A 19,184-nucleotide genomic window follows, 5' to 3' on the forward strand; every position below is an offset into this window, starting at 1 on the left:
AGGAATGATTTATAGATGTATTCTAGTCTTGATTTGATTAGCAACATAAGATATTCCAATCGATACATAAATAATTGTTTCGTGTTCCATAAACTTACATTACAAAAACTCACCTATCATCAATAGTAAGAATGAAGAATGAGTATTGATTACATTGATTGTAGGAATTTCTTACAAAAATATAGTGATTTTTAAAAAACGGTCATCTACCAGTATGAAGTATAAAACCACTCATCAAGGTTATCCATTCGCGAATTAGTAAAAGAATAGGCGAAAATTCCCTCCTTTGCCTGTTATATTTATAGTATCATTTTGTTTTAATTTACTTCAAAGGCTTAACTCTTTAATTATCAGATTAATTGAAGTTAAGGAGAACCCTGCTAAAAAGGCAGCAGAGTAGAAAAAAAGCCGATACAATTAAGTATCGACTTGGTTCTCTTTTGTTAACAAAATAGCTGCCAATTCTTAAAACCATGACATCAGAAATAATTTCTGTAATCGGAGCTGTTTTGATTGCTCTCATTGGAATGATAACTGCAATTATCAAATCCAAAAACAAAAGTTAGTATGAAGACCGTCTCTTAATGAGGCGGTTTTTTTNTTYAATAGTTTTATAAAAGTATGGAAATTTAAATAATTAACAAATTAATAGAAATCTTCTATTTGTTATAGAAAATTAAANTAATCTCAACAAATTGAAAAATTTAATTGGTGGTAGATACCAATAGGAATTTCAGCATGGTTGATAGGAGGATGGTTAATCCAATTTTATCATAAAAATAAATATTAATAATAGTGTCTAAAAAAGAATATAATTAAAATTATCTCAATGAATTTTGTTGTTTTTATGACTCTCCATTGGTTGTAATACCTCATCATATTTAACCACTTCTAGCCACTCCAACTGCGAAGCAGTTAGTTTTTCCAACTTATTGGTTGTATTCTGATTTTGTTCATCTATTCATAATTTACCAAAATTCTATAAAATATTGAGATAAAAATGGTTGTTGATTTTTTTGGTATTTTTAAAACGGGGAAATTTCAGATAAATAAAATTTAGATATAGACTCCAAATATTCATTAATTAATATTTTGAAAGTTTACAAATGGAATTGGAAGAAATTATTAAAAAACTAGAAATTAAGGAAAAACAGATAAAAAACAGAACTATTTGGTGGACAGTGCTTATACCATTGATCTCTGTATTAGTTACTATTCCTGTTACCATTTACACTACTGGAATGACAGTTAAAAAGGAGTTTGAATTAGATAAAATGAACTTTGTTCAAGAGCAAATCAATCAAATTTTAAAAGAAGATGATTTAGTAAAATCAAGGAAAAAACTACAATTTCTATTGGATAGTGAATTGTTTGGGAAAGAGTTCAATGATTCCAAATTAGTAGAATCTTTGGAAAAAAACTTTATAAATGAATCTGATGGTACTAAGAGTTTTATGGAGGGTATTTTGATATTCAATGATGCATTGAATGCTGAAGATGATATTACAAAGGCCGATAAGTATAATACCGCCATAAATTATTTTAATGAATCATTAGAATACAACCCGAATATGCATGAAGCTAGAGTTCATATGGGTTATTGTTTTTATAATTTAGGTTATATATTTGAGAAGTATACATTTTATGAAAAAGCATTGAAACAACTAACAATTGCATTGAAAAAGGACACTACTCTAATACAATTGCATCTAGACAAAATTGATATTTTTGAAGAATTAGGGGATGCAGATGGTATTCGGGAAGAACTTACTTACATAAAAGACAATGACATCATATTCCCATGGGAAGCTTTAGAAGACTCGCAACAGTTGGTAGTAAATAAATATCATCTAAAATATATTGATACATCTTTAGAGTGAATAACTAAGATTCTTAGTCAAGTTAGATAAGAATTAATTATATGATTAACAGGATTATTAAATGATCCTGAGTAAACTCCCTTTTGCAAATAAGAAACCACGAGCTATCGCTCTAGTTCTTTATTTTATTTCAAAAAGTTTACTACCAAAGAGTATCAGGTTATTGGAAAACAGTATGGATTATCCCAATCTACTTCGAAACCATATAATGATGAGTTTATGGAAAAAGGGTGGATTCATAAAGAATCTCATGGTCATTTTATTAATAAGCTCAAAAAAGAAAGGTGAACTTATTGAACTTTCTGACCTTATTGATCTTTTGACAAGCTAATACGGTCAAAAAGTTCAAAAGGCTCAAAAAAGTCATGACCCCTTTTTGACCTTTTTTATGCATGTTCAAAATTTATTTGGTAAGTAAGGTAGTGTTGTTTTTAAAGAAAGAATGATTCTGGAAAACACTGTTTTCCACTTTTGCAAACATTTTGGAAAACATCTGGTAAACAAAAGTGTGAAATTGTCTTAGTCTAACATTTTAGGGGAGTTACACGATTTAGTTGCTTATTGAACCAAATAATTTTGTATTATTCATGTTTACTAATCGAACTTAAGTTTAGGAATATAAAATAGGTTTAGAATACCACCAACGCAGGTATTTAAATCCCCCTAATACTTAAAAACAAAAACAATAATAACTTTTAAACTTAGGTAGGCGTTTAGTAAAATCACTTTTGTTGATAGTATCTTCAAAAAAAAGCTCTTTATATGCAACAAAGTCAAGGTTTGATTCCTCTGAAAATAAAGAACAAAAACTATAGTTGTAGTCAGTTCTCAACTATCTGTACATCTGCGGGTATTATTTCTTTGTAATTCATTTCTTTTAATAGATCGTTTATTACACAATAGATTGATATAACTTTGTACGGAAGCATTTGGGCTTCTTTTTTGAAATTCGACAATCAAAAATAAAGAACTTATCTACTAGTTCTTTGTAGGAAACTTGAGTTAATTAGAAGAGTATATAAAATCTGTTTAATTTCTATTCTTTGGAGAATTTAAAATAATAGTGTGTGATAATCATTATTTTAGATAAATGTCTCCTATATGTCCCTGCTGTATGTGTCGTTTTTTCAAAATAATACAGGTACTTTGTAGTATCGTTTACAAATACAATTATGTTTCCTTTTTTGAAAAAAATATTCTTGCCAAAAAAACAACAGCTTCCAATGAATAAGATGAATGAACTTTATCTTAAAAAGAAGGATCTGGAATATAAATTAATGCGTTTAAAAGAAATAGAGCAGGAATTAAAAGAGATTAGCAAAAGTAATACTTAACAATATTCTAAACCGCAGAATAACAATAGTTAGAATTGTGTTTATGTATTAGGTATCTTCATAATATTTGTTAATTTCATATTAGATTTTAAGCAGTGTAAATAAAATAGGATAGCATAGTAATTGTAACGTTTATGAAGATCAGAGCATTTTTGTTTTTTTTATGGAGTTGTTTAGGTGTAACGGCACAGAACGAAGTCATTAACGATAGTATTATGGTCGCTAATTGGTATAACCATGCCGTAGAAAATTCCGACCGAAAACCTAAAAGAGCGAAACTTTATTTGGATACTATTGTTCGGTTTGTAGATAGTGTTAAACATCATAAAAAAGTAAACAACAAATTCATCATTAAAAGGTTAGCAGATGCTCATCATTTTTTGAGTTATTTTGAGCGCCGTGAGAGCAATTTCGATCAGGCACTATTACATGCTCAAAATAGTATAAAGGTGAAAGAAGAACATCATCTTTATGAATCATTAGCCTTATCATATCATCAACGAGCCTTGGCCTGGATGTCTATTTTTGATACTAATGAAGCATTTAATGATTTAATCAAGGCAGAACAAATTGCTAATCAGCGCAATAAAGGCAAACAATTGCTTCAGGTCTATAGTACTTTGGGTACATTATCACATGACCAAAATGACACGATCAACGCTTATAAATTTTATCGCAAATCTATAGTATTAGCAGATTCTATTGGTAATAACTACCAAAGAGCATCATCTTACGCAAATTATGCCAGTTTTTTAAGGAAAGTAGGTCGTATGGAAGAAAATTTTCCTTATTTAAAAAAGGCATTGGAGTTACATCAACTAAGTAATAACAAAATAGGAATAGAATCAGACTATTTTGCTTTGGGAGTTTATTATAGATATGTTAATCAACCCAAAGAATCCATCAAATATTTTAAAAAAGCGATAGCGCTTAATAAAGAATTAAAAAGTGATAATACATTACCATATAGATACTTAGAATTAAGCAAGGTATACGTGAAAATAGGAAACTATAAAAAGGCTTACGAAACCTATATCAAGTATAAAGATGTTTTAGATGAAAGAAATGATATTGAGAAAGTGAGAAGAATGTCTAAATTAGAAGCAGGCTTTGAACTTGAAAAAACAAAACTTAAAGATAGTTTGGCCTATGAGCAAAAGTTAATCCTAACAAAAGCTACATTAGAACAAAAAACTACCAATAGACTTTGGCTGATATCGATATTAACTTTATGTATTATGGGTATTGCTGTTTACATATATATTAGAAACAGACAAAAAATAAAAGAACAAGCTTATCAAAATATAATACTTAACAACAAAGTAGCAACAAAAACAGAAGAGATTACCGAATTGCTAAAAGAGACTATACAGCATATTAGATCTAAAGAACGCATTGCCGAAAATCTTCAAAAGTTATCTACTGAAAAAGAAGGTGCTAATTTAAAAAGCATTATCGCAGATTTAAATGCTAGTAAGTCGGATAATGCAAAGTTGATGCTCATCAAGCAAAATATAGAGCAAGTAAATTATGAGTTTATCAAAAAATTAAAAAGTAAACATCCAGAATTATCAAAAACGGATATTGAAATATGTTCTTTAACTCGTATTGGATTAAGTAGAAAAGAAGTTGCCAATCTTAGAAATACATCGTTGGAAGCTGTTAAAAAATCAAGAAGTCGATTGCGCAAAAAGATGGAACTTTCTGCAGATGTCAGCATAGAAGATTATATAAACTCAATCTGATCTTTTGTTAGTAAACTTGTTTTCGAAAAATAAAACAAACCAATTTATATTGATTTAGCTATATGTAGGTCCAAAACATGTACCCACATTTGCACCCTCCTATTTTTTTAAGAAAAATCATTTTGTGATTTACTTTGTAATGCGTTTAAACTCTGCTTTAGTGTGTACTTGTATAAGTGAGTTTTAACATTAGGAAAAATAAATGTCTCCTATTTGTCTCCATTATTCTTTTTAAGAATAAAGAGTCCAAATTAGTTTTGCAAGATAAAATCATAACAATCAAGATATTCATTTAAAAATATAAAACATTGTTTTCAAGAATGCACATAAGTAATCACTTATTTCAAGTATGCATCAAATTAATTCTGAAACAAAACTTAAATCATTTCTAATTATGAAAAGAAAATTACTTACTTCGTTTTTTATTGCATTTCTAACTATGTCGACTGTAATGTCTCAGAGTTCTGCCAGTGAAGCGGGAATTGCTATACAAGGTATTGCCAGAAATGCGGATAATACCGCCATTACAGATGATTCCGTGAACCTTACCTTTGAGTTATATTATTTTAACGCTTCAAATCTGGAGGAAGCTATATATTCTGAAACTACTACTGTAGATACAGATGCTTTCGGAGTGTTTTCTCATGTTATAGATCCCGGATCGGCAAACAATGCTATTATTGCAAATAACCTTGCCTATCTTAGAATAAGTGAAGGCACTACCATAATATCAGATGAAAAACTAAAACACGTACCCTACGCGATTGCTGCTAATAATGGTGTTCCTACGGGAGCTATCATGCCATTTATTGGTACTTCTGTACCTGACGGCTGGGTATTGTGTAATGGACAAAGTTTAACATCTACTCCAGGATCCGCAAATTTAATAGCACTATTAGGGTCCAATAATGCTCCTGATTTACAAGGTATGTTTTTAAGAGGTACCGGTACCAGTCCGGTAAACGGAGAAGATGGGCCTTCTTTACAAGGCACACAAGACGATACATTCGAAGCTCACACCCATAATCAAGGAACCTTAGCTACATCTACAGCAGGAGCGCATAATCATAATGATAGTGTCAATGGCTTTAATATGGTATTAAAGGAAGATGGAAAGAAAACGCTCGACGGATCTGATAATGATTCGGATCAACCCAATTTATTTGAATCAGAGGCAATAGCAACAGATGGTGATCATACCCACAATATAAGTGGTAATACAGGAAGTACCGGTGGTACAGAAACAAGACCGGTAAACTACGGGGTAAACTATATCATCAAACTATAAACATACCTATGAAGAAAATACTAGTAGCACTAGGGCTTTTGCTTCTGGGTACAGAAGCTTTTGCCCAGGATGGTGCGCAGCATGTTACGGCATCGCAAACCATTCAGAGCAATGGATATTCCATACAAGTTGGAGTTCCATATTTGGGACAAAACATCAATAGTATAGATCGAACCATTAATCCGGTAGACGTACGTTTTCCCTGGGATATACTATATCTCTACAATACTTTCGAAGAAGAATCATTCGATGTATCAAAAGGATACTTTGGTGATAAAGTATTGTTAATCTGGAGTATACGTAATAATATAGATGATATCACCAATATAAAAATCTATCGTAGAGAGTTTGGTACAATTGATTATGATTTTATCAGTAATGTATCTCCTATAGCTACCGAGTACGAAGATGAATATGTAGAGGGAGGAGTTTTGTATGAGTATAAAGTGGAAGCCGAAGGAGTTAGTGATATCGAAGAATTGTATAATACATACATCACCGGAATAGGATATAGAAGCCCGACGGCTGTTGTTACCGGAAATATTAGCTATGAAGGTGGAAATCCTGTAAAAGATGTGATTATTAAGGCAACCCCTCAAGGGAGTAATATTAATACAGGTAGTGCATTAGTAATTCCAGCTGCAGGTCAAGTAGAGATTGAAGGGATTGAAAACCCGATAACATCTTCAACTACTTTACAGGCTTGGATAAGACCAGCTCAGGCATACACTAATGATTCAGAAAACCCTATTCGAGTTTTTGGACTTAGAAGTTCTAATAACCCGCTAAGTTCAGAGAATCCTTTAGAGATCAAAGCACAGGTATTAATTGGGTCTAATATATTTAAGGTCACTATAGCTGGTAGTGAGTATCTTCTTGAAAATTATTATCCTTCTGGAAATTTAAACGCTCGTGGTGATGATGAACTCTTACCCATTGCGAACCTTAACACAGATTATGTACATCTTTCTGTGGTATTAAAGGATGGCAGTATACCAGTGGTTTACATTAATGGTAGAGAAATAAGCCAAACCTATAGAGATGAGGTGCACAATACATTAGTAGACGCTGATGCTTCCTATGTGGCGCCTTATTTTCAGGTCACAGTACCTACACAGACCGTCTCTATGAAAATTGATGGTAACGATACCAATTGGGATGATATCTATATTGGTGGAGATCGTGAAGCTCTTGTGGATGAAATCCGTATATGGAAAAATGTTTTAGATCCAGAAGATATCCGTACAGATTTCAAGCGATATATCAGTGGTAATTATGCAAATCTTATTGCCTATCTAACCGCAAATGAAGGAATTGGTGAATATGCCTATGATTTTTCAAGAAATGGTTTTAACTATAATAAAAACCACGGAAAATTGTATGATGCGTATACAGCTGATAGTGATAAAATCAGTTGGATCTCAGGATCTGGTAATATTCCTACCTCGGATCAATTAGGGATACTTGGAGTAAGTGATAGCAATGGAAATTATGAAATCACATCTATCCCTTATTCAGGTTCTGGAGAATCATTTACGATTACACCACTTTATGGGCAACATCAATTCGAACCAAACCAGCAATTGGTGTTTTTGGGTCAAGGTGCTGAAGTAATAAATAAAATAGATTTCACAGACACTTCTTCCTTTATTTTTAAAGGAAAAGTTTTATATGACACGCAAGGAGTTTTCCCATCGTTTGTAGAAGTCAATGGAGGAAGTTTTTCTGGACTTACCGATGGAGATGAATATGTAAGTGGTCCAGGAATATTAGACGAAGGATATAATTATTATACCAAAGGAACGGAGAAATTTTACAAAGGACAGTATACGTATAATGATAATGGAACACCTAATGACGATACGGATGACTACCTAGAAAGATATGCAAATATCCCATCAGAAGAGGTTCAGGTGTTTATAGATGGCGAAATTGTATTAGATGAAAACAATGTACCTGTAACTTCGGATGATGAGGGTAATTTTGAAATTAGTGTTCCTATAGGGAATCATTACATCACCGTAAAAAAAGATGGACACGAGTTTGTGTATAGTGGACGTTTTCCGGCTGAAACAGACGAATTTTATGAATTTTTTGAAGATGCTGAAGAATCCGTAATTTTTGTGGATACCACTAGAGTAACGGTTGTTGGTAGAGTTGTAGGAGGAACTGTAGAAGCGCAGAAATCCATTGGTTTTGGTGCTAATGGCACCTATACTGGTTCCTATACTGATGATGATAGCAATATCCAGGAAGTAGAAATTAGCTCCATCAATAATATTGGTGCCGCCAATATGAGCTTGGGATATACGCCTTCTGGAGGAAGTGTCACTGAGTATACAAAATTTGGTTTTACCACAAATAGTGAGACTGGCGAGTATCGTGTTTCGGTATTGCCATTAAATTATGAGATTGATCAGATCACTGGATTATTGATTCCTAACAATAACGCAATCAATATTTTATCGGCAAATGAATCTGTAAACCTTTCCAGTGTTCCAACAATGGAAACTCCAGTGTATGAATATCCTGATGGCTCTTTTGAAGAAGGAGATGCCTATCATTTTGAGAAAAGTTTTACTTACCGTACCACTCCGGTACTGAGAGTGGTGAAACAAACATCTGATAGTGAGATTGAAGTAAATGATGAGATGATCAGCACAGATGGTTTCGAATATCCAGTGTATACACAGTTTGGAACCTATGAAATTGAATTAAACAGTTTCGAACGTTATATCAATTATGATGGAGCAGAAGAGGTAGAAGATTTAGTGGCAGTAACAGATGGAGAGTTAAATATTACCAATAATTTAGCGTTGGCAGGTTCCGAAACGATAACAACAGATGCTACAGACGCGAGTATAATCAAATACTCGTTTAAAGCGGGATTACCGGCAATTTCACTTCCATTTACCAATACCCTAAATGTTCAGTATCGAGTAGGAGGAGTTGATTATGAGGCCGAAAATTATTTGAACGAAGGGATTATCTTAGGAGGACAGTCTGATGGTAGTCAAACTTTTGTAACACAAGCACCAGATGTTCCGGATATCATTCTGCGTGATCCACCGGGATCTAATAGTTTTGCTTCGATTGAAGCAGGACAAAGTATTACGCTAACGTCTGAAAGAGAATATGAAAAGACCATAGGAGTAGATAATGACACAAAAATCATGCTCGGAGTAACATTTGGAGCTGGTGGAGGATTAGCAGGTCCCGTAATTACAAGTGAAACTACAAACAATATTCAGACTGGGATTACAGTAAGTAATGAGTCCGAATATGGGTATGATTTATCCAAAACCTATACGTTTACACAAACCATTTCTACAAGTGATGATCCTGAATTCGTTGGAGCCGAGGCAGATTTATATATCGGTCAATCAAAGAATTACTTCTATGGGGTTTATGATGATATTCAGGTATCAGAAGAAATTATTGGAGATTCAGATTCATATCAACTAACCAACACAGAGGGTTTGGGGATTTATGTAAGTAAACAAAAAGCCATGTATTTTGTTGAGGAACCTTCAGAAACGTTCTTTGTATACTCTCAAAAGTATATTCTAAATGACCTTATTCCTAGTATAGAATTAATAATTTCTAATATCGATAATGGGATTATTTCTGAAACTGATCCAGGAGTACTCACAAAAGCAGAATATGAGCAACAAATAAACCTTTGGAGAAAAACGATTCTTGATAATGAAAGAACTAAGTACAGAGCCTTAAATGACCGAGCAGCTATAAAAACTGAAGTGGATAACGAAATGGATGACCTCATACAAGAGTTGCAAGATGAGTTATCAAGTGGGACCTCTGTAGGACCAATAGAAGCAGCCACCTTAGAAGCTCAAATTGATGAAGCTAATGAAATTAAGAGCTTAGTAAGTGAAAATTTTGAAGATAATGTTTCCTTCGATGCAGGAGTAGGCGAAATCTCAAAAAGTGTTGAAACGGTTACGGTTGAGACCAATACTCTGGAAATGCAGTTAGTCATTGAAGCATATGTGGCATTAGAATTAGGATTCGAAGTGAATGATTTTGGAGTTATTAATACCACTACCTTTGGAGTCAGAAAAGAGATAGAAAATAATTTTACCGAAGAAAAGGAATATAACTCAATTATATCATATACATTAGCAGATGATGATCCTGCCAATCTATTAAGTGTGGATGTGGTAAATGCTTTTGATGGTAATGGACCAGTGTTTAGTACCATTGGAGGTGCTACTTCTTGTCCATATGAAGGAGCAGAAGAATCTTATTTCTATAACGATGGTTCTTATGATCCAGATGCTATAGAAATTTCAGAATTAGCAGAAGAAGATAGAGAGCAATTATCCTATGCAACGCAAAAAACCGAAGACCCTATAATTAGTGTAGAGGTTGCCAGCGTAACGAACATTCCAGAAGATAATAAAGCAGAATTTGTTTTAAAACTCGAAAACAGAGCTGATTTCACAAGTGATGCTGCTAGTTTTAATTATTTTGAGTTATTGGTAGATAACACCACCAATCCTAATAATGCTATAGTCAATCTTTTTGATAACGGAACCGTAGTATATGTGCCTTATGGACAAGAAATATACTATACATTAACCTTAGAAAAATCAGTATCAGATATCTATGAATATAATGATATTCGTGTGATTTTACAATCTAGATGTGATCCGGTTAATGTGTTTAGCGATGTATATATCTCTGCAGAGTTTGTACCTTCTTGTTCTGAGGTTGAGGTTACATCACCTCTTGAAAACTGGGTGTATAATAGAGATACAGCATACAATAATGATGGTAGCACCAATCCAATGGCGATCTCATTAAGTGGTTTTAGCACTACATTTAATAGTTTTCAGAAAATAGATCTGGAATATCGTTTGGCCTCTTCACCAACCTGGTCAAGATTACACACTTACTATACAACTCAGGAATTTTATGATGATGCCAGTAATGAAGGACAAACTGATATATCACTTATAACAGAATCTACATTATCACATGCTTTTGATATCGAAGGATTAGCATTGGCTGATGGGAACTATGAGTTAAGAGCAAGAACTACCTGTACAAATGATACAGAATATATCTCAGAAGTAATTGCAGGTACTGTAGATTTGAATGCACCTGAGCGTTTTGGAACGCCGACTCCAACAGACGGAATTCTATCTGCCGGAGAAGATATTCAAGTGAATTTTAATGAAGATATCTTCTTCAATTCAGCGTTGAGTAATATCGAGATAAAAGGAGCTACCAATCAATTACCAATTGATAATAATGTATCTCTATATTTTGAAGGCACCAATAATACTGCGGTTATTAGTAATCCAAGTATAGCTACAGGTGATTTTACGATCGAGTTTTGGATGAATAATGGTACTACATCATCTAATGCAACTATTTTTAGTCAAGAAGGAGGTACTTTAGAAATCGGTATTGCTAATGGAGAATTATACTTTACCCTTGCTGATTTGTCTGCTAGGGGAGTTATCAGTAATGATGGCTTATTCCATCATTATACGTTTACACATCATAATAGTACTGGAGAAATCAGTATATATGAAGATGATAGACAGATCGCTGGAGATACCGGAAGTGCCAATATACAGTTTACCAATAGCAATGACTTGATTATTGGAGGAAATACCTTTATAGGAAATATACATGCACTTCGTTTTTGGAATAAAAGTATAAGCCTGGAAGAAGCATATGCCAACCGGTATACACAATTAGTGGGTAATGAAAGTAACCTCATTGGATATTGGCCCATGAATGAAGGACGTGATGCACTCGCTAATGATATTGCCAGATTTAAACATGCACAACTAAACTCAGTATCCTGGGATATCAAACCCAAAGGAAACTCATATGAGTTTGCAAATGGTCAATATCTAGAATTGGATAATGTATCTTTTGTACAACTTACTAATGAGATGGATGCTACGCTATCTTTTTGGGTAAAAACCGAAAGTACTGATGAAGCTACGTTGTTCTCTAATGGAAGAGGTGATGGCACTGATATCGTGCAATCAAACGGATATGCCAATAAATGGTCTATAGATATGTCTGGTACAGGAATGTTATCACTAGAAAGCGAAGGAAACTCCTACCTATTAACGGATACCAGCATTGCAGATAATGGATGGCATCACATAGCCATTTTGTTCAATCGTATAGGGTCTTTACAAACCTATGTAGATGGAGATCTGGTATCTTCTAATCCTATGACAAATATTGGAGGATTTTCGGGTAGCAAAATCTGGATGGGTGCTAGAGGAAATATAGATCTATCAGGTATAACAACAGTAGATAGAACATTTACCGGTAAGCTCGATGAAATTCGTTTATGGAATACAGTGAGAAATGAGGAACAGATCATACGCGATCAATATAATGAAATAGATACCGAAAGTATAGGTTTAATGCTATATGCAAGAATGAATGACCCAGAAAATGGAACCAATGATGGTCCTAGATATTATCATCAAGATGCCAATGAAACCATCAATCTGACCAATTCAATTCTTTCTGGAGGCACCGTTAATTACACCGACGATACACCAGCAATTCAACCAGAAAGAACTACAGTGAAGTTTGATGTAAATCATGTAATTAATGAAGATGAAATGATTTTAGAGCCTTCTATAACTGATTGGGCGTCCCTTGAAGGTCAGATTGTGGACATCACAGTACATCGAATGTTTGATGCTGCTAATAATATGCAATTATCACCTATAACATGGACTGCTTATATCAATAGAAATGAAGTAAGTTGGTATGCCGAAGGATTTAATGAAGTTGTAGAGATGATTCAGGATAATGGAACGTCTAGTACTTTTGAGATTACTGTACTCAATAAAGGTGGTAATGAACAATCGTATGCAATTACTAATATTCCTAATTGGATGACCTTAAGTTCTTCTTCAGGAACTATCGCACCAGATAGTAAAGAAATAATAACAGTTACGATCGATGGCGAACTTGCGCCTGGTGATTATCTTGAAGATCTGTATCTCGAAACTGATTTTGGTTTTGATCAAAAGCTTCAAGTTGCTGTAAAAGTATTAAGTGAAGAACCCGATTGGACTATTGATCCTAGTAGTTTTGATTATAGTATGAATCTGGTTGGTAGACTTAAAATTGATGGTGTTTTCTCAGATGATATGTATGATAAGATTGCAGCATTCCATGATGGAAACGTTCGGGGAGTTGTTGATTTAGAGTATAATGATGCATATAATGAATACTTTGCTTTTATAACTATCTACAGTAATATTATTCAGGGAGAAGAAATCACATTCAGTATTTGGGATGCTTCTCAAGGAAAAATTCTTCAGGCTTCTGTAGATGGTCTCGAGACGATAACATTTGTAGAAAATGAAGTTATGGGAACACTAAGTTCACCGATAATTTTTGAAAATACAGATGAAGAAATACAGCAGATTAACCTAAATCAGGGATGGACCTGGATATCCCTACATATCGAAGACGAAAACTTAACAGACCTGAATGTTTTAACCGAAGGAATGAATCTTGAAACATCTGATAGAATTCTAAGTCACGCTCCATCCTTATTAGAAACATTTTATGAAGATACTTCGGGAGGAAACTGGTCAGGAACCATTGGTGCTAATGGAGGCTTATCAACTACTAAGATGTATAAAATGTATCTTGCCAATTCAGAAACACTATCTATTACTGGAAGTCCTGTAGACGCCAATACTTGGGAGTTTGAGATAAAAGAAAACTGGAACTGGCTTCCATTTATTATCGGAAGCAGCCAGTCGATTAATGAAGCAATGGCTTATTTTGAAGCAGCAGATGGGGATATCATTAAATCACAAAACCTATTTGCGGTATACGATCCAATCAATGGATGGGTTGGTACCTTAACATATCTGGAACCAGGACAAGGATATATGATAAGCTCTAGTATCGATCAAAACTTCCGCTACCCAACATATTTAGATAGATCCATTAACAAAATTGCTGTTCAAAAAGCAAAGAATCAACCTAAAATAACGGCAGAGTTCACAAAGTATGCACAAAACATGAATGCTATTGTTCAATTGCCAGAGGGATACCACTCTTTATATGCCTATGATGAGAAAGGTACTTTGAAAGCTACTTCAAAGGTTCAAAATATAGCAGGAGTAGATCTGGTATTTAGTACAATCTATGGAGATACTGATGAAAAGTTAACTTTCTATGTAGGAAATGACAAGGAACAAAAAGAAACCTCTTATAGTTTTGATTTTAGAGGCAATAGTATGTTAGGAACCTTACATGATCCGATTGTACTAGAAAATGTTGATATGTCTATAAATGTGTTCCCAAATCCTTTTGCACAGGATGTAACAATCGAAATCAATGCATTAAAAAGTCAAACGGTAACCGTTAGACTTTATAATCTTACTAATCAATTGGTCGTATCAACAATGAAACAAGTAGTACCTGGAAAGAATACCTTAAAAATGAATTCTAATCTTTCACAAGGGACCTATTTCTTGCAAATTGAAACTGGTGATGCTGTAATTACAAAGAAATTGATTAAAAAATAAAAGTTAAAATGATTATAGAGGTAGTCCAAAAAGTTATGCTAGAATGTCGAACTGAGCTTGTCGAAGTTATTAAACTATCGAACTTTCAATATGTCTTCGACAGGTTCAGACTGACAAATACAAGCTTTTAACACTTTTTAGATAGCCTCTTAATTCAAAAAATATAAATAGATGAAAAAACATCAAATATACCTATTATGGTTTTTGCTAGTGGGATGGTATTCGTTTGCACAATCACCAAATTGGCAGGTTAACGAAAATAATTTTCAATACACCATGTCATTTGTAGCCTTCTTAAATTTAGATGGACAAGATCTAAACGATCCTGATGATCGTGTTGCTGCTTTTGTGAATAATGAATGCCGAGGTGTTACTAATCTTACTTATGTAGTTAGTGAAAATAAGTACTATGCATATCTTACCGTGTTTTCGAACAACAATGGCGAAACTATCGAATTTAAAATTTATGATGCATCTAATGATGTGGTTAGAGATATTGAGGCAACAGAAACTTTTGAAATAAATCAGCATTACGGGGATCTTTTTCAAGCATTTAGTATTGCAAGTCCACAATTAAATAGCGTGGCTAATCTTCTTAGTTTTGACTTTGTAGAAGTATCTGTTAATGATCAGGTTTTTAATGAAAATCAAATTACTTTATATCTTAATGAAAACGTAGATAGAACAAGTTTAAATGCAGTGTATGCGGTAAGTCCCGGAGCCAAACTTTATCTGAATAGAGAAGAACTTACATCTGGATCCAACAACTTAGATTTTACGAATCCTATTAGTTTTGAAGTCTTATCCGAAGATAAATCAGTTAGTAAAACGTATACAGTGTTGGTAAATATAAATTCAGCAGATTTCAAGTTTTACAAAAAAGATGCAGTATGCTATACCGGAGGAGCTATAAAAATTACTTCGGTTACAGATGGTGAAGATGTTATTTTACTAAAAGATAATGAAATCTTACAGTCCGGAACCTTATCTAACGGTGAACTGATCTTTAATGATCTGGTAACAGGATCGTATACAGTAAGAGTATCTGATAATAGTAAAGTGATCACCATTAATCAAAAAAACTAAAAATGAAAAAATATATAGCAATAAACCTATTATTGGTTTCCATTTTATTCTATAATTGTTCTAATGAGGATGATGTTACTACTTTTGTTCCCATATCCATAAACTTTGCATATCCTGATGGGACTGTTATCCTGGAGGATGATTGTATAAACCCTGCTGAACAGTTCTCCATTGCAATTGGCGTAAATACTTTTGGAGTTGGTCCTTCTATACCTACCAAAGTAGATTATACGGTAAATGGAGCTTTATATAGTACAACTTTCACAAACGACGAGATCAAAATGATACCTATAACCCTGCAAGAAGGGACGAATATAGCTCAAATTGTGAATAATGGACGCTCAAGTACAATACATATTACAACTCAAGATGATTTTGTTTTGGTAGAATAAACATATACCCTATATCATAAGAATGTAAAAAGAGGCTATTCGATTTTTAGAATAGTCTCTTTTTTTACAACATTTTGGTAAATAAAACACCTCAAAAAAAATAGTATTCCAACCCTCTAAAGATGTTTTACCCATTCGTTTAAAGTAGTAGTGATGCATATAAATCATATTAGTTCTTCCCGATTACTATAAATCAAGGCTAATTTCCCAGATGTACTCTAATAACAAAAATGTTTTAATTACCTGAAAATCATATGTTTAAAATTATGTACCCTAATATGTCCCCCCTCTTTTTTTAGAAAAAACAGATTTTGTTGGTTACTTCGTACTGTGTTTAACAACCAACTATGATACGGTTTATAAAAAAGATGTTTACTCTTAAAAAATCGGATCTCCAGTTTGATATAATTCATGATTTAGAAATAGAAAATAAAAAACTGGAAGACATCCTACATAAATTAAAGGATTTAGAAAAAGAGTTAAAGCTAACAAATCAAAAAGAAAAGATATGAGTACAGTACAGGCATACCCAATGGCAGAACCAGTTTCTATATCATATACGCCTCCTACGTGGAAACATAGAATGAATGTAGAGTATATAGAAATTGATTTTTCTGGACTTCATACAGAAGAAGAAGTGATCCAATGCGTTTCGGATGCTGCTGAAATGGGGTTACAAAGATATGACAAAACCGTACGTGCATTGGTATATGCAAAAGGAATGAAAACCAGTCCAAAAGCCATGCGAACAATAAAAAAATTAGGTAAAACAGTACAGCCTAAGCTTAAAAAATCAGCATTGGTAGGCTCCGTTGGGATTGTATCTCTACTAATGAAAATATATGTTAGTTATACGGGTAGTAAAATCAAGTTTTTTACGGATAGAGAAGCCGCTATTAAGTATTTGATCAACGATTAAAATGCCTATAAGAAATCTTTATACAAATTAGTCGAGACATGGCAAAAGAACATATACATATGATCTATAAACAACCTCAATGGAAACATGCTAATAATATAGAATATATAGAAATGGACTTTACCAGTTACAAATCTGATGAGCTAATCATAAGACATTATACAGAAGCATGTGATATGATTTTAAAGAGGCCTGATAAAAGTTCGAGAGTACTAGTAAATGCCAAAGGAGTAATCATCAGTACGAAGACAATGCGAGTAATCAAAGAAATCGGAAAAAGAACACAACGAGGCGTAAAAAAATCAGCCATCGTAGGAACCTTAGGCATAACTACATTGATGATGAAGATTTATGTAAGCTATACAGGTAGTCCGGTAAAGTTTTTTACGGATCGAGAAGCAGCTATCAAGTATTTGATTAATAATTAAGAATTCCTGAAGAAATGACCCAGAAAAACCCAACTATGACTTATAAAAAACCTGAATGGAAGCACTATAAGGGCGTCGAATATTTGGAAATGGATTTTACAAGGTATACGTCAGAGGACTTGATTATAAAGCATTACACAGAAGGCTGCGAGATGATTTTAAGCAGGACAGACAATAGTGTACGAGTATTTACAGATATAACAGGAGTAATGGTAAAGATGGATACCATGCGTATTTTAAGAAAAATCGGCAAGAAAGCACAGCGTAGTATTAAAAAATCAGCCATACTGGGAGCTGTTGGGTTAGCAATATTGATGTTAAAATTTTACGTCCGTTATTCGGGTAGTAAATTAAAGACGTTTAATCTAAAAGAAGCTGCTTTAAACTATATAACACAATGATGGATTTGGATTCGAATATGAAGGAAGTAGGTAATTCTAAAATAATAATTTCTGTAATTACCAAAGATGCTACACAAGAGTTTATTCGGCTTTTACAGAAATATAAAGCAAAAGTGAATATCATGGATGCTATACCCAAAAAGATAGAATCGTGGGGAGCAACACCAGATACCATAGTTATTGATAGCATTTCATATAGTAAGTGGGAACAGCAAATCAACAAACTAAAAGAAGAGAATACATATAAAGAAATCCCAGTGATCGTACTCAACGAAAAAGAAGTGAGTATTGAAGATGTTTTATCGATACAGGATAAAGATTTTTTATTACTACATCGTAATGAGTCAATTGCTATAACCAGAGCAATTTTTGGAACCGTAAAATATTGGAGAAAACTAAACAATGCATTGATCAAAACCAATCAGTTAAACAGAATTTTATCTACTAACTATCTGTCATTGGATGCGAAGACTGAGTGTCTGGAGAAATCAAAAAATCAGATAGAAGTAATATATCCAATAGCAAATACTGAAGTTAAAGAAGAATTAATCAAGATTGATAACAACATTACTCAAAACTTAAAAAATGGAAACCACTATGAGTTATTTAAAGCACATTTTGAAGAAGTACATCCACTCTTTTATAAAAAATTATTAGCTATCAATAAAAATTTATCAAACAATGATCTCAAACTAGCTGCTTTACTAAAGATGGGATTTAATAATACGGAAATCTCTTTTTTTATGGGCATATCCATGGCTGGTGTAAAAAAAGCAATACAACGTTTACGAAAAAAATTAGAATTAAGACCTGAAGAATTCTTACGACCATTCATATTTACCATAGAAGTATGAAAACTGTAAAAAGATGGAAAAACGAATAAAATGTCTCCCATAAGTCTCCTTTATTAATTTTTTTTAAGTGAAATCTTAAATAATTTTGAACTGTAAATGTGTTTAATAGAACAAACATAAGTATCCCAAACTTTAAACCCCTTAGAACTATGAACTTAATAAACCCATACACCTAGCGACATCTAAATAAGAAGTGCCTCTAGCACAACTATATTTTAGAAATTCCATGTCGTTTATACTCTGAATTAACCCCACAAATATCAAGTATTTATGAATTTTGATCCCCTGTAGAAAAG

At 33.1% G+C, this 19,184-nt stretch carries 10 protein-coding genes and 1 pseudogene; 10 read left to right on the forward strand and 1 reads right to left on the reverse strand.

The genetic code is table 11. From position 1 onward, the window contains the following. Positions 1 to 1,106: 1,106 nt before the first annotated feature. Entirely contained in the window at positions 1,107 to 1,880 is a 774-nt protein-coding gene (locus GBO31_RS24295; protein ID WP_219011230.1) for a tetratricopeptide repeat protein, read from the forward strand. Positions 1,881 to 2,545: 665 nt separating this feature from the next. Here GBO31_RS24295 and GBO31_RS27420 read toward each other — a convergent pair. After that, positions 2,546 to 2,809, reverse strand: a pseudogene (locus GBO31_RS27420) (IS982 family transposase); the annotation flags it as partial. Between the two features lie 539 nt (positions 2,810 to 3,348). On the opposite strand from GBO31_RS27420, the gene GBO31_RS24300 reads away from it, so the two are divergent. The 9 genes from GBO31_RS24300 (at position 3,349) to GBO31_RS24340 (ending at position 18,888) form a co-directional block, all read left to right on the forward strand. After that, complete coding sequence (locus GBO31_RS24300; RefSeq protein ID WP_219011231.1) at positions 3,349 to 4,959, forward strand: tetratricopeptide repeat protein; 1,611 nt, start codon at positions 3,349 to 3,351, stop codon at positions 4,957 to 4,959. Between the two features lie 394 nt (positions 4,960 to 5,353). Then, a complete protein-coding gene (locus GBO31_RS24305) occupies positions 5,354 to 6,247 on the forward strand; it encodes a tail fiber protein (protein WP_219011232.1) in 894 nt (297 codons plus the stop codon). Between the two features lie 8 nt (positions 6,248 to 6,255). Beyond that, a complete protein-coding gene (locus GBO31_RS24310; protein ID WP_219011233.1) occupies positions 6,256 to 14,808 on the forward strand; it encodes a LamG-like jellyroll fold domain-containing protein in 8,553 nt (2,850 codons plus the stop codon). 171 nt (positions 14,809 to 14,979) lie between these two features. Next, positions 14,980 to 15,894, forward strand: coding sequence for a cadherin-like beta sandwich domain-containing protein (locus tag GBO31_RS24315; RefSeq protein ID WP_219011234.1), 915 nt, complete (start codon positions 14,980 to 14,982; stop codon positions 15,892 to 15,894). Positions 15,895 to 15,896: 2 nt separating this feature from the next. Next, the gene (locus GBO31_RS24320; RefSeq protein WP_219011235.1) at positions 15,897 to 16,286 is read left to right on the forward strand and encodes a hypothetical protein; all 390 of its coding nucleotides are present in this window, start codon (positions 15,897 to 15,899) and stop codon (positions 16,284 to 16,286) included. A gap of 508 nt (positions 16,287 to 16,794) precedes the next feature. Beyond that, positions 16,795 to 17,205: an STAS/SEC14 domain-containing protein gene (locus tag GBO31_RS24325; RefSeq protein ID WP_219011236.1), complete on the forward strand. Its 411-nt coding sequence runs from the start codon at positions 16,795 to 16,797 to the stop codon at positions 17,203 to 17,205. A 38-nt stretch (positions 17,206 to 17,243) separates the two neighbouring features. Continuing rightward, positions 17,244 to 17,633 (forward strand): hypothetical protein, encoded by a 390-nt coding sequence (locus tag GBO31_RS24330; RefSeq protein ID WP_219011237.1) that lies wholly within the window; start codon positions 17,244 to 17,246, stop codon positions 17,631 to 17,633. Positions 17,634 to 17,722: 89 nt separating this feature from the next. Beyond that, positions 17,723 to 18,034, forward strand: coding sequence for a hypothetical protein (locus GBO31_RS24335; protein ID WP_219011238.1), 312 nt, complete (start codon positions 17,723 to 17,725; stop codon positions 18,032 to 18,034). Next, on the forward strand, positions 18,031 to 18,888 hold the full coding sequence (locus tag GBO31_RS24340) for a helix-turn-helix transcriptional regulator (RefSeq protein WP_219011239.1): 858 nt from the start codon (positions 18,031 to 18,033) through the stop codon (positions 18,886 to 18,888). Before GBO31_RS24335 ends, GBO31_RS24340 begins: the two co-directional genes overlap by 4 nt. The last annotated feature ends 296 nt before the right edge of the window (positions 18,889 to 19,184 follow it).

It is taken from the genome of Aquimarina litoralis, assembly GCF_019295435.1.
Classification (GTDB): Bacteria; Bacteroidota; Bacteroidia; order Flavobacteriales; family Flavobacteriaceae; genus Aquimarina; species Aquimarina litoralis_A.

Bases quoted from the DNA above. Each gene is read 5' to 3' on its own strand.
- GBO31_RS24295 (WP_219011230.1), top strand. From the start codon at position 1,107: ATGGAATTGGAAGAAATTATTAAAAAACTAGAAATTAAGGAAAAACAG.
- GBO31_RS24300 (WP_219011231.1), top strand. From the start codon at position 3,349: ATGAAGATCAGAGCATTTTTGTTTTTTTTATGGAGTTGTTTAGGTGTA.
- GBO31_RS24305 (WP_219011232.1), top strand. From the start codon at position 5,354: ATGAAAAGAAAATTACTTACTTCGTTTTTTATTGCATTTCTAACTATG.
- GBO31_RS24310 (WP_219011233.1), top strand. From the start codon at position 6,256: ATGAAGAAAATACTAGTAGCACTAGGGCTTTTGCTTCTGGGTACAGAA.
- GBO31_RS24315 (WP_219011234.1), top strand. From the start codon at position 14,980: ATGAAAAAACATCAAATATACCTATTATGGTTTTTGCTAGTGGGATGG.
- GBO31_RS24320 (WP_219011235.1), top strand. From the start codon at position 15,897: ATGAAAAAATATATAGCAATAAACCTATTATTGGTTTCCATTTTATTC.
- GBO31_RS24325 (WP_219011236.1), top strand. From the start codon at position 16,795: ATGAGTACAGTACAGGCATACCCAATGGCAGAACCAGTTTCTATATCA.
- GBO31_RS24330 (WP_219011237.1), top strand. From the start codon at position 17,244: ATGGCAAAAGAACATATACATATGATCTATAAACAACCTCAATGGAAA.
- GBO31_RS24335 (WP_219011238.1), top strand. From the start codon at position 17,723: ATGGATTTTACAAGGTATACGTCAGAGGACTTGATTATAAAGCATTAC.
- GBO31_RS24340 (WP_219011239.1), top strand. From the start codon at position 18,031: ATGATGGATTTGGATTCGAATATGAAGGAAGTAGGTAATTCTAAAATA.